This window comes from Mycolicibacter terrae, from assembly GCF_010727125.1.
In the GTDB taxonomy this organism is placed as follows: Bacteria; Actinomycetota; Actinomycetes; order Mycobacteriales; family Mycobacteriaceae; genus Mycobacterium; species Mycobacterium terrae.
Map to the genome: position 1 here is coordinate 1,507,248 of NZ_AP022564.1, position 14,240 is coordinate 1,521,487.

Annotated in this window: 17 protein-coding genes and 1 pseudogene; 16 read left to right on the forward strand and 2 right to left on the reverse strand. The window is 69.7% G+C overall.

From position 1 onward, the window contains the following. Positions 1–143: 143 nt before the first annotated feature. From rpsP to trmD, 4 genes are read left to right on the forward strand one after another with little or no spacing between them, the layout of a single operon-like run. Entirely contained in the window at positions 144–659 is a 516-nt protein-coding gene (gene rpsP, locus G6N23_RS07305) for a 30S ribosomal protein S16 (RefSeq protein ID WP_085262199.1), read from the forward strand. Between the two features lie 8 nt (positions 660–667). Continuing rightward, the gene (locus G6N23_RS07310; RefSeq protein WP_019736217.1) at positions 668–910 is read left to right on the forward strand and encodes an RNA-binding protein; all 243 of its coding nucleotides are present in this window, start codon (positions 668–670) and stop codon (positions 908–910) included. An 11-nt stretch (positions 911–921) separates the two neighbouring features. After that, positions 922–1,443 carry a ribosome maturation factor RimM gene (rimM, locus tag G6N23_RS07315; protein WP_085262200.1) on the forward strand — a complete coding sequence of 174 codons (522 nt, stop codon included), beginning with the start codon at positions 922–924 and terminating at the stop codon, positions 1,441–1,443. An 8-nt stretch (positions 1,444–1,451) separates the two neighbouring features. Further along, positions 1,452–2,153 carry a tRNA (guanosine(37)-N1)-methyltransferase TrmD gene (gene trmD / locus G6N23_RS07320; protein WP_085262278.1) on the forward strand — a complete coding sequence of 234 codons (702 nt, stop codon included), beginning with the start codon at positions 1,452–1,454 and terminating at the stop codon, positions 2,151–2,153. Here the strand turns inward: trmD and G6N23_RS07325 are convergent. Continuing rightward, a complete protein-coding gene (locus tag G6N23_RS07325) occupies positions 2,150–3,046 on the reverse strand; it encodes a serine hydrolase (RefSeq protein WP_085262279.1) in 897 nt (298 codons plus the stop codon). The two genes, trmD and G6N23_RS07325, sit on opposite strands and share 4 nt — an antisense overlap. Before the next feature lie 390 nt (positions 3,047–3,436). On the opposite strand from G6N23_RS07325, the gene rplS reads away from it, so the two are divergent. From rplS to G6N23_RS07380, 11 genes are all read left to right on the forward strand, one after another. Continuing rightward, a complete protein-coding gene (gene rplS, locus G6N23_RS07330; RefSeq protein WP_019736221.1) occupies positions 3,437–3,778 on the forward strand; it encodes a 50S ribosomal protein L19 in 342 nt (113 codons plus the stop codon). 70 nt (positions 3,779–3,848) lie between these two features. Continuing rightward, positions 3,849–4,697, forward strand: coding sequence for a signal peptidase I (gene lepB / locus G6N23_RS07335; protein WP_085262201.1), 849 nt, complete (start codon positions 3,849–3,851; stop codon positions 4,695–4,697). 3 nt (positions 4,698–4,700) lie between these two features. Further along, positions 4,701–5,420 carry a ribonuclease HII gene (locus G6N23_RS07340; protein ID WP_085262202.1) on the forward strand — a complete coding sequence of 240 codons (720 nt, stop codon included), beginning with the start codon at positions 4,701–4,703 and terminating at the stop codon, positions 5,418–5,420. Then, positions 5,417–5,722, forward strand: a complete 306-nt coding sequence (locus tag G6N23_RS07345; protein WP_012393608.1) for a DUF2469 domain-containing protein — start codon at positions 5,417–5,419, stop codon at positions 5,720–5,722. Before G6N23_RS07340 ends, G6N23_RS07345 begins: the two co-directional genes overlap by 4 nt. A 155-nt stretch (positions 5,723–5,877) precedes the next feature. Further along, positions 5,878–6,543, forward strand: a complete 666-nt coding sequence (locus tag G6N23_RS07350) for a GNAT family N-acetyltransferase (protein ID WP_085262203.1) — start codon at positions 5,878–5,880, stop codon at positions 6,541–6,543. 118 nt (positions 6,544–6,661) lie between these two features. Beyond that, positions 6,662–7,030: a YraN family protein gene (locus G6N23_RS07355; protein ID WP_085262204.1), complete on the forward strand. Its 369-nt coding sequence runs from the start codon at positions 6,662–6,664 to the stop codon at positions 7,028–7,030. Then, the gene (locus G6N23_RS07360; protein WP_085262205.1) at positions 7,030–8,541 is read left to right on the forward strand and encodes a YifB family Mg chelatase-like AAA ATPase; all 1,512 of its coding nucleotides are present in this window, start codon (positions 7,030–7,032) and stop codon (positions 8,539–8,541) included. Before G6N23_RS07355 ends, G6N23_RS07360 begins: the two co-directional genes overlap by 1 nt. Continuing rightward, entirely contained in the window at positions 8,538–9,674 is a 1,137-nt protein-coding gene (gene dprA, locus G6N23_RS07365) for a DNA-processing protein DprA (RefSeq protein WP_085262206.1), read from the forward strand. The genes G6N23_RS07360 and dprA overlap by 4 nt, the downstream gene beginning before the upstream one ends. A gap of 40 nt (positions 9,675–9,714) precedes the next feature. Beyond that, positions 9,715–10,566 (forward strand): siderophore-interacting protein, encoded by an 852-nt coding sequence (locus tag G6N23_RS07370; protein ID WP_085262207.1) that lies wholly within the window; start codon positions 9,715–9,717, stop codon positions 10,564–10,566. A gap of 4 nt (positions 10,567–10,570) precedes the next feature. After that, positions 10,571–11,731 (forward strand): alpha-hydroxy-acid oxidizing protein, encoded by a 1,161-nt coding sequence (locus G6N23_RS07375; RefSeq protein WP_085262208.1) that lies wholly within the window; start codon positions 10,571–10,573, stop codon positions 11,729–11,731. A 31-nt stretch (positions 11,732–11,762) separates the two neighbouring features. Continuing rightward, positions 11,763–12,662, forward strand: a complete 900-nt coding sequence (locus G6N23_RS07380) for a tyrosine recombinase XerC (RefSeq protein WP_085262280.1) — start codon at positions 11,763–11,765, stop codon at positions 12,660–12,662. A gap of 5 nt (positions 12,663–12,667) precedes the next feature. On the opposite strand, the pseudogene G6N23_RS07385 reads toward G6N23_RS07380, so the two are convergent. Further along, positions 12,668–13,126: pseudogene (locus tag G6N23_RS07385) on the reverse strand (M23 family metallopeptidase); the annotation flags it as partial. A 263-nt stretch (positions 13,127–13,389) separates the two neighbouring features. On the opposite strand from G6N23_RS07385, the gene rpsB reads away from it, so the two are divergent. After that, the gene (gene rpsB / locus G6N23_RS07390; RefSeq protein WP_085262210.1) at positions 13,390–14,229 is read left to right on the forward strand and encodes a 30S ribosomal protein S2; all 840 of its coding nucleotides are present in this window, start codon (positions 13,390–13,392) and stop codon (positions 14,227–14,229) included. The last annotated feature ends 11 nt before the right edge of the window (positions 14,230–14,240 follow it).

Genomic DNA, 14,240 nt, shown 5'->3' on the forward strand with positions numbered 1-14,240 from the left:
TTCTGGCACAATGGGCGGCTGTCCACCGTGCGACCGTGCCCTTCGAGGGCGTGCGGTCACGCGGCGCAACACGCGAGGCAAAACCGGATGCGGGCAACTCCGCCCGTATCGCTGAATTGCAGCGTGCTATTCAGGAGTGATTCATGGCTGTCAAGATCAAGCTCACCCGGCTCGGCAAGATCCGCAACCCGCAGTACCGCATCGCGGTCGCCGACGCGCGCACCCGCCGCGACGGTCGTTCCATCGAGGTCATCGGGCGCTACCACCCCAAGGAAGAGCCCAGCCTGATCGAGATCGACTCGGAGCGCGCCCAGTACTGGCTGTCGGTCGGGGCCCAGCCGACCGAGCCGGTGCTCAAACTGCTGAAGATCACCGGTGATTGGCAGAAGTTCAAGGGCCTGCCCGGCGCCGAGGGCAAGCTGAAGGTCAAGCCGGCCAAGCCGAGCAAGCTGGAGCTGTTCAACGCCGCGCTGGCCGAGGCCGAGGGCGGCCCGACCACCGAGGCCACCACGGCCAAGAAGAAGAAGGCGCCGGCCAAGAAGGCCAAGGACGAGGCCAAGGAAGAGGCGAAGGACGAGGCCAAGGCCGAGGCCCCCGCGGACGACGCCCCGGCCGAGACCCTTGCTGCCGAGGCCGCCGAGCCGGCCGCCGAGAGCTGAGCGCGGCCGTGAGTGCAGTGGTGGCAGATGCCGTCGAGCATCTGGTGCGCGGCATCGTCGACAACCCGGATGACGTCCGGGTCGACATGGTGACCAACCGGCGCGGGCGCACCGTCGAGGTACACGTCCACCCCGACGATCTGGGCAAGGTGATCGGCCGCGGCGGTCGCACCGCCACTGCGTTGCGCACCCTCGTTGCCGGTATCGGTGGACGCGGCATCCGCGTGGACGTGGTCGACACCGACCGGTAGCCGACGGGCTCATGGAGCTTACGGTCGGGCGGGTGGTCAAAGCTCACGGCATCACCGGCGAGCTTGTCGTCGACATCCGCACCGACGACCCCGAACTCCGGTTCGCGCCGGGCGCGTCCCTGCACGCTCGGAAGAGGGGTCAGTCGCTGGGCGACTACGTCGTCGAAGCGGCGCGCCCGCACGGCGCGCGCCTGCTGGTGCGACTGGCCGGGGTCGTTGACCGTGACGGCGCCGACGCGTTGCGCGGCACCGTCTTCGTCGTCGACTCCGCCGACCTGCCGCCGATCACCGAGGCGGACACCTACTACGACCACCAGCTGGAAGGCCTGACCGTTCGCACCAAAGCGGGGGAGCAGATCGGCGCCGTCACCGAGGTGCTGCACACCGCCGCCGGCGAGTTGCTCGCGATCAAGCGGACTGATGGCCGGGAGCTGTTGGTGCCGTTCGTCGCCGCGTTCGTTCCGTCGGTGTCACTGGCCGACCAGGTCGTCGAGATCGATCCCCCCGATGGTCTGCTTGACCTGGAAGGGTGAGCGGCGGCATGAGAATCGATGTCGTGACGATCTTTCCCAGCTACCTGGACCCGATCCGGCAGTCGTTGCCGGGCAAGGCGATCGAGTCCGGGCTGGTCGAGTTGGGCGTTCACGATCTGCGGCGCTGGACACACGATGTTCACCGTTCGGTCGACGACACCCCGTACGGCGGTGGTCCGGGGATGGTGATGAGGGCGCCGGTATGGGGCGAAGCACTCGACGAGATCTGTTCGGAACAAACAGTTCTGGTCATACCTACGCCGGCGGGTGCACTGTTCGACCAGGCCACCGCCCAGCGCTGGAGTCAGGAACGGCACCTGGTGTTCGCCTGCGGCCGCTATGAAGGCATCGATCAACGGGTGGCCGACGACGCCGCCCGGCGGATGCGGGTCGAAGAGGTCTCGATCGGCGACTACGTGCTGGCCGGCGGCGAGTCCGCGGTGCTGGTGATGCTCGAGGCGGTGCTTCGGCTGATGCCCGGGGTGCTGGGCAATCCGGTGTCACGCCAGGATGATTCGCATTCCCCTGACCGCGACGGACTGCTGGAGGGGCCGAGCTACACCCGACCGCCGAGTTGGCGTGGACTGGACGTCCCGGAGGTGCTGCTCTCCGGCGACCACGCGCGGATCGACACCTGGCGACACCAGGCAGCGCTGCAACGCACCAGGGAACGGCGACCGGACCTGTTGGCCGGCGACGGGCCTGACTAGATCCGGCCGCCGGGGAAGATCGTCTTGACGGCTTGGGTGATCGTGGCACGCGCGGTGGCGTCGTCGCTGGGCTGCAGCGACTCGATCACCACCACGTAGCGACGGTCAGCGCCGACCACGCCGGTCGACAGGTGCATCCAGTTGTTGCCGATGCAGCACATCCAGCCCTGCTTGACGGCCACCGGCTCGTTGTACAAGCCCTCCGGAATCCCGAACCGCTGCGGGTAGCCGTCGATGCCGGTCGGGGTCGACTGCGACAGGTCGTTGACGATCATGTTGACCCGGTCCGCCGGCAGGCCGCCGGAACCGTTGAGCAGCATGTCGTAGTAGCGCGCCAGGTCCGGTGCGGTGCTGATGGTGTTCCACCAGGCGCCATTGGAAGGCGGTGAGGTGCCTGCCAGACCGTAGCGGCTCGCCACCCGGGTGATGATCGCGTTGCCGCCGTACAGGCTCCAGAACGTCTCGGCGGCCCCGTCGTCCGAGGAACGCAGCATGACATCCAGAGCGGCCTGGTCGTCGGCCGACAATGCGGCCTCGGGCTGGTGGGCCAGCAGGTCGTCGGCGATGAACAGCTTTGCCACCGAGGCGGTGGCGATGGACCGGGTGTTGCCGTTGGTGACCAGCTGGTGTGAGATGCGGTCCAGCACGGCCACCGAGATGGTGGCGCCGGCCTTGGCCGCTTCCTCGGTGGCGTCCTGCATGCGTGCGGCCAGTCCGTCGACCACGGCGACCGGCGGAATGGCGGGTGCTCGGGGTGCTTCGATCGCGGTGGCTACCGGTGCCACCTCGGGCGCCCGGTACTGCGGGGGTCGCGTGGCGGCGGCGCCATAGACCTTCTCATCGCAGCCGAACACCACCGTCGAGATCACCATGACGATGGTCAGCAGGAGCATCGATGGCCGCACGGCTGGTAGGCCTCCTCAACAGGTATCAGTCGCGTAACCGACGTCTACGGGCTCGCCACACTTGCTGCCATCGGCCCGTCGGATAGATTACCGCGTGCACACCCGGATCGCGCAGTTCGCCTCTCCATTCAGACTTATCACGGTGAAGGCCGTTCCGGCGGTAACGACCAGCGGCGATTTGCACGATTTCACTGGTAGCGCCGCATCTGGCACAATTGAGCAGTTGTCGCCCGGCAGTTGATTCTGCAGCGGGGGCCCGGGCGTCTCGGGCACCGCACGATGCGACAATATGCCCGAACCCATCGGCTCGGTTACCGTCTGCACGCACCGGCGTGCGGCCCGGTCGGCAGCCGCGACCCGCGAGGAAGTGTTTCCGCAATGAACACGCTGGACATCGTCGACAAGGCGTCGCTGCGCGACGACATCCCGGCCTTCGCCCCCGGCGACACCGTCAACGTGCACGTGAAGGTGATCGAGGGCACCAAGGAGCGCATCCAGGTGTTCAAGGGCGTGGTCATCCGCCGGCAGGGTGGCGGCGTCCGCGAGACGTTCACCGTCCGCAAGGAGAGCTACGGCGTCGGCGTGGAGCGCACCTTCCCGGTGCACTCGCCCAACGTCGACCACATCGACGTCGTGGTCCGCGGTGACGTCCGCCGGGCCAAGCTGTACTACCTGCGCGAACTGCGCGGCAAGAAGGCCAAGATCAAGGAGAAGCGCTGACGCGCGCGTCCGCACCGGATTTGCTCCGGTCGGTCTACGGCGCCGCTGGCGCGGTCACTACCCTGATCTCGTGACCGAAACCGCGGGCTCGTCACCCGAGAACTCTGCCGAGGCCGACCAGCCCGAGGCCGATCAGCCCGAGGCCGCCGCCTCGGAGACGCCCGCCCCCGAGGACCGCAAGCACAGCACGCTGCGTGAGTCGGTGGTGCTGGTGGCGATCGCGCTGGTGCTGTACTACCTGGTGTTGACGTTTGTGGCGCGCCCGTATCTCATTCCGTCGGAATCGATGGAGCCGACGCTGCACGGCTGCCACGGCTGCGTCGGCGACCGGATCATGGTCGACAAGGTCACCTACCGGTTCACCTCCCCGCGTCCCGGAGACGTCGTCGTCTTCCGTGGACCGCCGTCGTGGAACGTGGGTTACAAGTCAATCCGGTCCGACACCACCGCGGTGCGCTGGGTGCAGAACGCCCTGTCCTTCATCGGATTCGTGCCGCCCGACGAGAACGATCTCGTCAAGCGGGTGATCGCGGTCGGCGGTCAGACCGTGCAGTGCCGCAACGACACCGGCCTGACCGTCGACGGCAAGACACTCGACGAGCCCTACCTGAATCCGGCCACCCTGATGGTCGACCCGATGGTCTACCCCTGCCTGGGCCCCGAGTTCGGTCCGGTGACCGTACCGGACGGCCGGCTGTGGGTGATGGGCGACAACCGAACCCACTCGTCGGACTCCCGCGCACACTGCGACACCGTGGCCATCCAACCCGATCTGCAGCGCCGGACCCTGTGCACCGGCGAGAACGTCGACGCCGGCACGGTGCCGGTGAGCAATGTGATCGGAAAGACCCGGTTCATCGCATGGCCGCCGTCGCGGTGGGGGCCGGTGAGAGCGATCAACCCGCAGCAGGGGCCGTAGGCGATGGCCAGGGCCTGGCCGCCGCGACCGGTGATCCGCCGCTCACCGGGCCTGCGCACCCTGGAGTCGGCGCTCTACCGCAGTGGGCTGGGCCCGGTGGCCGGGGTCGACGAGGTGGGGCGCGGCGCCTGCGCCGGACCGCTGGTGGTGGCCGCCTGTGTGCTCGGCCCGGGCCGTCCCGCCGCGCTGGCGGCGCTCGACGACTCCAAGAAGCTCACCGCCAACGCCCGCGAACAGCTGTTTCCGGTGATCCGCCGGCATGCGCTGGCCTATCACGTGGTGTTCATCTCGCCGGCCGACGTCGACGTGCGCGGGGTGCACGCCGCCAACATCGAAGGCATGCGGCGCGCGGTGGCCGGGCTGGCGCTGCGGCCCGGCTACGTGCTCTGCGACGGATTCCGGGTGCCGGGGCTGCCGATGCCGTCGCTCCCGGTGGTCGGCGGCGACGGCGCGGCGGCCTGCATCGCCGCGGCGAGCGTGCTGGCCAAGGTCACCCGGGACCGCTACATGGTCGCGCTGGATGACCCCGGCTACGGCTTCGCCGAGCACAAGGGCTACTCCACCGCCGCGCACACCGCGGCGCTGGCCGCGCTGGGGCCCTGCGGCCAGCACCGCTACTCGTTCATCAACGTGCGCAGCGTGGCGGTGCCGGCCGCGGCGGCCGCCCCGGTTACGGGGACAATGGGGACGACGAACCGAGCAGAAGGACAACTGAGCAGATGAGTGCCGAAGATCTCGAGAAGTACGAAACCGAGATGGAACTCTCGCTGTACCGCGAATACAAGGACATCGTGGGGCAGTTCAGTTACGTCGTGGAAACCGAGCGGCGGTTCTACCTGGCCAACAGCGTGGAGATGGTGCCGCGCAACGCCGACGGCGAGGTGTATTTCGAGCTGCGGCTCGCCGACGCGTGGGTGTGGGACATGTACCGGCCGGCGCGGTTCGTCAAGCAGGTACGGGTGGTCACGTTCAAAGACGTCAACATCGAAGAGGTCGAAAAGCCCGAGCTGCGGCTGCCCGAATAGCACCCCGGCGTCGCCGTCGAGCTCATGCGCCGGTCCCAGCTTCGCCTCTGGTTCGTCGAGCCTCGCTGAACCGCTTGGTTGATGCGCCGGTCCCAGCTTCGGCTCTCCTTCGTCGAGCCTCGCTGAACCGCCGGTGCCGGTCTAGGCTGGCAGGCATGACCGCTGTCGACCGTGCCGTGTCCCGTCGGGAGATCACCGATGCCCTGCTCAAAGCCATGGAACGTCGTCACGAGGTGCTCGACGTGATCGTGGAATCCGACGACCGCGGGTCTGCCGTGCACGCGATCGCGAACCTGCTGGGCACCTCGCCGGCCGGCTGCGAAGCGGTGATCGGGATGTCGCTGGATCAGCTGACCAAGGACTCCCGGAGCAGGATCGCCGCGGAGCTCGAAGACCTGAACAACGAGCTGACGTTCACCCTCGGTGATCGCCCGGCAAGCTCCGGCGAGACGTTGTTGCTGCGCCCGTTCGCCGGTGACCCGGATCGCGATATCTTCGCGCTGCGCACCTCCGACGTCGGGGCCAGCGGCGACGGGTCCGGCGGGCCGGCGGGCGGCCTCGACGACGAGATCCATTCCGGTCTGTCGCGAGTCGACGACGAAGATGCTGCATGGTTTGTCGCCATCGACGGTGCGCACAAGGTCGGCATGGTCTTCGGCGACCTGAACCACGGCGAGGTCAACGTGCGGATCTGGATCCATCCCGAGCATCGCAAGAAGGGCTACGGCACCGCCGCGCTGCGCCGGGCGCGTACCGAGATGGCGGCGTACTTCCCCGGTGTGCCGCTGGTGGTTCGGGCTCCGGGCGCACACGCCGGCTGATCGTCGGTTCCCCGGCGGCTGTGGATGAAGTCGCCGCTGTGGACAACTCACCGTGCTGCAGCGGTTTTCGGTGCGGCGCGGTTCAACGCCGTCGGTGCGATGACCGAACCTGACCGGCATGACAACCATGACGCGCGCCGAGCTGGGGGCGCTGGGCGAACAGCTGGCCGCCGACCACCTGATCGGGCAGGGGTGGACGATCCTGGCCCGCAACTGGCGCTGCCGGTACGGCGAACTGGACGTGATAGCCGCCGATCCGGCCGCGCGTGCCGTGGTGTTCGTCGAGGTGAAAACACGCACCGGTGACGGGTTCGGCGGGCTGGCGTACGCGGTGCCGCCGGAGAAGGTGCGCCGGCTGCGCAGGCTGGCCGGAGTGTGGCTCGCCGGCCGGCAAACCCACTGGGATGAAATCCGCGTGGACGTGATCGGGGTGCGGATCCGGCGGTGCCGCACTCCGGAGATAACCCACCTGCAGGGGGTGGGCTGATGTCTTTGGGGCGGGCCTACTCGGTCGCCATGCGTGGCCTGGATGGTCTGATCGTGGAGATCGAGGCCGACATCGCCTCGGGACTGCCGGGGGTGCATCTGGTCGGCCTGGCCGACGCCGCATTACAGGAATCGCGGGATCGGGTGCGGGCCGCGATCACCAACAGTGCGCAGCGGTGGCCGCAGGCCCGGCTGACCTTGGCGCTGTCCCCGGCGACGCTGCCGAAGATGGGGTCGGTCTACGACATCGCCCTCGCCGCGGCCGTGCTCTCGGCGGATCGCGACACGCCTTGGTCGCGGCTGGAGAAGTCGGTGCTGCTCGGCGAGTTGGCGCTGGACGGGCGGGTACGGCCGGTGCACGGGGTGTTGCCAGCGGTGTTGGCCGCCAAGAACGACGGCTGGGCGCGGGCGGTGATACCGGTGGACAACCTCGCCGAAGCCAGCCTGGTGGAGGGCATCGATGTCTACGGGGTGGCGACGCTGAGTCAGCTGTACGACTGGCTGGAGGGCTCAGCCCGGCTGCAGGAGCGGATCATCACGGTGCCGCCGACCGTGGAACCGGCCGAGGACCTGGCCGAGGTGGTCGGTCAGGCCCAAGCCCGGTTCGCTGTCGAGGTGGCCGCTGCCGGGTCACACCACCTGATGCTGACCGGCCCGCCGGGTGTCGGCAAAACCATGCTGGCGCAACGTCTTCCGGGGCTGCTACCACCGCTGACCGAAAGTGAGTCGCTGGAGGTCACCGCGATTCACTCGGTCGCCGGGCTGCTGTCCGGCAGCGCACCGTTGATCACCCGTCCGCCGTTCATCGCACCGCACCACAGCTCCAGCGTCGCGGCGCTGGTCGGTGGCGGCTCCGGCATGGCGCGGCCCGGAGCGGTGAGCCGCGCGCACCGCGGGGTGCTGTTCCTCGACGAGTGCGCCGAGATCCGCGTCAGCGCCTTGGAGGCGTTGCGAACACCGTTGGAGGACGGCGAGATCCGGCTGGCCCGGCGCGACGGGGTCGCCTGCTACCCGGCCCGGTTCCAGCTGGTCATGGCGGCCAACCCCTGCCCGTGCGCACCGGCCGACCCGCGGGACTGCACCTGCAAGCCGATGGAGAAGCGGCGTTACCTGGGCCGGCTGTCGGGGCCGCTGCTGGACCGGGTGGATCTGCGGGTGGAAATGCATCCGGTGCGGGCCGGCGCGTTCTCCGCCACCGACGGGGAGTCGACCGCCGTGGTGCGGGCCCGGGTGGCGGACGCCCGCGCCGCGGCGGCGAAACGCTGGGAACCACATGGCTTTCACACCAACGCCGAGGTCAGTGGAGCGTTGCTGCGCCGCAAGTTCCGTCTCGGCGTCGCCGCGATGGCCCCGCTGCGCACCGCGCTGGACCGTGGCCTGCTGTCGATCCGCGGCGCCAACCGCACTCTGCGGGTGGCCTGGACGCTGAGCGACCTGGCGGGCCGGAGCTCACCCGGTCTGGACGAAGTCGCTGCGGCGCTGAGCTTCCGTCAGCCGGGGGTGGCCCGATGAGCGCCGACCGCACCACGCTGTCGGCCTGGGCGTACTTGTCCCGGGTGGCCGAACCGCCGCGCCCGGATCTGGCCGCACTGGTCGCGCGGGCCGGCCCGGTCGAGGCGGCGGAGCGGATTCGGTGCGGCGCCGTCGAACCGGAGCTGGCCAGGTACACCGAGGCCAGACGGGAGATCGACTGTGCCGGCGACGACCTGGAGCTGCTGGCCCGCCGCGGTGGCCGACTGGTCACTCCCGACGACGGGGAATGGCCGATGCTGGCGTTCGCGTCGTTCGGCGGTGCGGCGGCCGCCAAGAAGCCGGACTGCCGCGCACCGCTGGTGCTGTGGGCGATGGGGCCGGTGGCCCTCGATGAGGCCGCCGAACGCGCCAGCGCCATCGTCGGGACCCGGGCCGCGACCGCCTACGGCGAGCTGGTGGCCGCCGACCTGGCCGCCGGGCTGGTGGAACGCGACGTGGCGGTGGTATCCGGCGGCGCCTACGGAATCGACGGTGCAGCGCACCGAGCCGCACTCGCCGCGGACGGCACAACGGTGGCGGTACTGGCCGGGGGAATCGACATATGTTATCCCGCAGGACATTCCGCTCTGCTGCACCGTATCGGCGGGCACGGGCTGCTGGTCACCGAATATCCGCCCGGGGTCCGCCCGGTCCGGCACCGGTTTCTGACCCGCAACCGGCTGGTGGCGGCGCTGGCCGGCGCGACGGTCGTGGTGGAGGCCGGACTGCGCAGCGGCGCGGCCAACACCGCCGCGTGGGCGCGGGCGCTGGGCCGGCCGGTGGCCGCGGTTCCCGGGCCGGTGACGAGTGCGGCGTCGGCCGGCTGCCACGTGTTGCTGCGCGGGGGCGCCGAACTGGTCACCCGGGCCGACGAGGTGATCGAGTTGGCCGGACGGATCGGGGAGCTGGCGGCCGATCCGCCACGGCCGGTGACCCCGCTGGACGGGCTCGGCCCCGCCGAACGCCAGGTCTACGAGGCCCTGCCGGGCCGCGGCGTGGCGACCGTCGATCAGGTCGCGGTCGCGTCCGGGCTGGCCCCGGCACAGGTGTTCGGGCCGCTGGCGATGCTGGAGGTGGCGGGCTTGGTCGAGCGCCGCGACGGCAGCTGGGCGATAGTCCGGAGCAACCGGTAGCTCGTATAGTCGGCGGGGTCAGCCAAGATGGGGAGGCAACGTGGCAGGAAGACCGGTTCACACCTTCGCAGTGGTCCGCACCGAGAAACTCTCGGACCATATGGTGCGGGTGGTGCTGGGTGGTACCGGATACGACACCTTCCGCCCGCGCGAATTCACCGACTCCTACGTCAAAGTCGTCTTCGTGCGCTGCGACGGCCCCGCGGTGGCGGCGTTACCGCAACCGTTGACGCTGGACAGCTTCGACGAGCTGCCCGAGGAGGACCGTCCGGTGATCCGCACCCTGACGGTGCGGCGCGCCGATCCGGTCGCCCGTGAGATCGCCATCGACGTCGCGGTGCACGGCGACCACGGTGTCGTCGGTCCGTGGGCCACCGGCGCCCAGCCCGGTCAGCCGGTCTATCTGATGGGCCCCAACGGCGCCTACGCTCCCGACCCCGCCGCCGACTGGCATCTGCTGGCCGGTGACGAGAGCGCGCTGCCGGCGATCGCGGCCGCCTTGGAGGCACTGCCGGCCGACGCGGTGGGCAAGGCGTTCATCGAGGTCGCCGGCCCGGAAGACGAGATAGAGCTGACCGCGCCGCAGGGGGTACAGCTGAACTGGCTGCACCGCGGCGGGCGTGCCGATCTGGTGGGGCAGGACCGGGCCGGTGACAACGCCCCGCTCATCGAGGCGGTCACCACCACCCTGTGGCTGCCCGGCCAGGTTCAGGTGTTCATCCACGGCGAAGCGCAGGCCGTCATGCACAATCTGCGGCCTTATATCCGCAAGGAGCGCGGGGTGGACGCCAAATGGGCGTCGATCTCCGGTTACTGGCGTCGCGGTCGCACCGAAGAGACGTTCCGGCAATGGAAGAAAGAGCTCGCCGCCGCCGAAGCTGCGGCAGGCTAGCGGCATGGCGTTCGGGGATTACCAGTTCGAGATCTACCTGCAGGGCCTGGCCGGGGTGGTGCCCGGGCTGCCGATGACCTACACCGAGTTGGAGGCCAAAGCCGCTGCCGCGCTTTCCCCGTCGGTGTGGTCGTATGTGGCCGGAGGCGCCGGCGACGAGCGCACCCAGCGGGCCAACGTCACGGCGTTCGACCGGTGGGGGCTCATTCCACGGATGTTCGTCGGCGCCGTCGAGCGCGACATGTCCATCGAGATGTTCGGGTTGCGTCTGCCCTCCCCGATCTTCATGGCGCCGATCGGTGTCATCGGTATCTGCGCCCAGGACGGCCACGGCGACCTGGCCAGCGCCCGGGCCGCGGCGGCCACCGGCGTTCCGATGATGGTGTCCACCCTGACCGCCGATCCGCTGGAGGATGTCGCCGCCGAATTCGGCGACACCCCAGGGATTTTCCAGCTGTATACGCCCAAGGACCGGGAGTTGGCCGCCAGCCTGGTGCGCCGCGCCGAGGCGGCCGGATACCAGGCCATCGTCGTGACCCTGGACACCTGGGTTCCGGGCTGGCGGCCCCGCGACCTGGCGATGTCGAACTTCCCTCAATTGCGCGGGCACTGCCTGGCCAACTACTTTTCCGACCCGGTGTTCCGCGCGGGGCTGGCCCAACCACCCGAGGAGAATCCGCAGGCCGCCGTGCTGTCCTGGGTGCAAACCTTCGGCAACCCGCTGACCTGGGACGACCTGCCGTGGCTGCGGTCGTTGACCGATCTGCCGCTGATCGTCAAGGGGATCTGCCACCCCGACGACGCCCGGCGCGCCAAAGACGGCGGCGTGGACGGCATCTACTGCTCCACGCACGGCGGGCGCCAGGCCAACGGTGGGCTGCCGGCGCTGGACTTCCTGCCGGACATCGTGGCGGCCGCCGACGGGCTGCCGGTGCTGTTCGATTCGGGCATCCGCACCGGAGCCGACATCATCAAGGCCCTCGCATTGGGCGCGACCGCGGTGGGAATCGGCCGGCCGTACGCCTACGGGCTGGCGCTGGGTGGGACCGCCGGGATCGTGCACGTGCTGCGCTCCCTGCTGGCCGAAGCCGACCTGATCATGGCGGTCGACGGCTATCCGTCACGGGTTGATCTCACCCCGGACACGCTGCGGCGCGTCACCTGAACGCTTGAACGGCTTCTGCCACCGTGAGCTGGTGGACGCGATTCTCGAGGAGTTCGACGAGCATCTGGCCTTGGAGCGGGGACGTTCCGAACACACCCGGCGTGCCTATCTCGGCGACCTGCGCTCGCTGTTCGTGTTCCTCGCCGAACGCGGGCACAGCGGTATCGACGGTCTGAGCCTGCCGCTGCTGCGCAGCTGGCTTGCCGAGCAGGCCGGCGCCGGCGCGGCCCGCAGCACGCTGGCGCGGCGCACGTCGACGGTCAAGACCTTCACCGCCTGGGCGGCGCGGCGCGGCCTGCTGGCCTCAGATCCCGGGGTGCGTCTTGCGCTGCCCAAGGCCCGAAGGACCCTGCCTGCGGTACTGCGTACCGACCAGGCGCACGCCGCGATGACCGCAGCGAAATCTGGTGCGCAGCAAAATGATCCGCTCGCATTGCGAGATCGGCTGATCGCCGAGCTGCTCTATGCCACCGCCGTGCGGGTCAGCGAGTTGTGCGGACTGGACGTCGACGACGTCGACCCATCGCGTCGGCTGCTGCGGGTGCTCGGCAAGGGCAACAAGCAGCGGACGGTGCCATTCGGCGAGCCGGCCGCCGAGGCGCTGCAGGCCTGGCTGGCCCGCGGGCGCCCCCCGTTGGCGACTGCGGAGTCCGGCCCCGCCCTGCTGCTCGGCGCGCGCGGCGGGCGCCTGGACCCGCGGCAGGCCCGTACCGTCGTGCACCAGACCGTCGCCGCGGTCGGTGGTGCCCCCGATATGGGGCCGCACGGGTTGCGCCACACCGCGGCCACCCATCTGTTGGAGGGCGGTGCGGACCTGCGCATCGTGCAGGAACTGCTCGGCCACTCCAGCCTGGCCACCACCCAGCTCTACACGCACGTCACGGTCGCCCGGCTTCGGGCCGTGCATGAGCGGGCCCACCCCCGGGCCTAGCCGCTCGGCTTGAGCCGGATCGGCGTCGAGGCCAACAACCCCAGCGGGTCGACGTAATCGGCGTGCGAAGCCGGGCCCCACATCGCGCCCCAGTGCAGACAGGCGGCGCCGCCGCAGCCCGGATGTCCGGGGTTCAGCACCCCGATCACCGTCGTCGCCGTCACCGGCCGGCCGGGCCGCACCGACGACGAGACCGGCTGATAGCTGGTGCGCAGCCCGCCGGGGTGGGCCAGCGACACCACCGGCACTCCACCGGAGAGCCCGGCGAACACCACGGTCGCGCTACCGGCGGCATAGACCGGCTGGCCCGCGGCACCGGCGAGATCCACCCCGCGGTGCCCGCGCTGCCAATCCGGTCGCGGCGCGTCGAACGCCCGGACCACCACCGGCCGCGGCCGTAGCGGCCAGTCCAGCCGCACCGAGTCGCTGCGGGCCGGCGTGGCCAGCAGCAGGCTCACGACCAGCAACAACGCCGTCCGCCGCATCCGAACAGTTCACCCCGGCGGCCCGGTGATCGGCCAGTCACCGCTGTGGACAAAGCACCTGTTCGCGGCGTGTAAACTCACATGCGCGGTCCGCTGCTTCGCGGCTTAGTGGACTGACTTCGCGTGTCTGCAGCACAACCGGATGCCGGCGGTCCCCGACAGGGGTCCGGCATCTCAGCAGGCACCAGGGCCCGGCCTCACCCGTCGCCGGGCGACAACCGACACAAAGGAACCCTGTACTCATGGCTGTTGTAACCATGAAACAGCTGCTCGACAGCGGCACCCACTTCGGGCATCAGACCCGTCGCTGGAACCCCAAGATGAAGCGGTTCATCTTCACCGACCGCAACGGCATCTACATCATCGACCTGCAGCAGACGCTGACGTTCATCGACAAGGCGTACGAATTCGTCAAGGAGACCGTCGCGCACGGCGGCACCGTGCTGTTCGTCGGCACCAAGAAGCAGGCGCAGGAATCGGTCGCGGCCGAGGCCACCCGGGTCGGGATGCCCTATGTCAACCAGCGCTGGCTGGGCGGCATGCTGACCAACTTCTCCACCGTGCACAAGCGGCTGCAGCGGCTCAAGGAGCTCGAGGCCATGGAGCAGACCGGCGGCTTCGAGGGGCGCACCAAGAAGGAGATCCTGGGTCTGACCCGGGAGAAGAACAAGCTGGAGCGCAGCCTCGGCGGGATCCGGGACATGGCCAAAGTGCCGTCGGCCGTCTGGGTCGTCGACACCAACAAGGAGCACATCGCCGTCGGCGAGGCCCGCAAGTTGGGCATCCCGGTGATCGCGATCCTGGACACCAACTGCGACCCGGACCTGGTCGACTACCCGATCCCGGGCAATGACGACGCGATCCGCTCGGCGGCCCTGCTGACCAAGGTGATCGCCTCCGCGGTGGCCGAGGGCCTGCAGGCGCGGGCCGGTCAGGGCAACGGCGAGGGCAAAGCCGACCCCGCAGCGGCCGAGCCGCTGGCCGAATGGGAGCAGGAGCTGCTGGCCTCGGCAACCACGACCGCCACCGCCTCGGCACCTGAGCCCGCCGCCGGCACCGACACCACCACCGACGCATCGTAGGAAAGGCACAC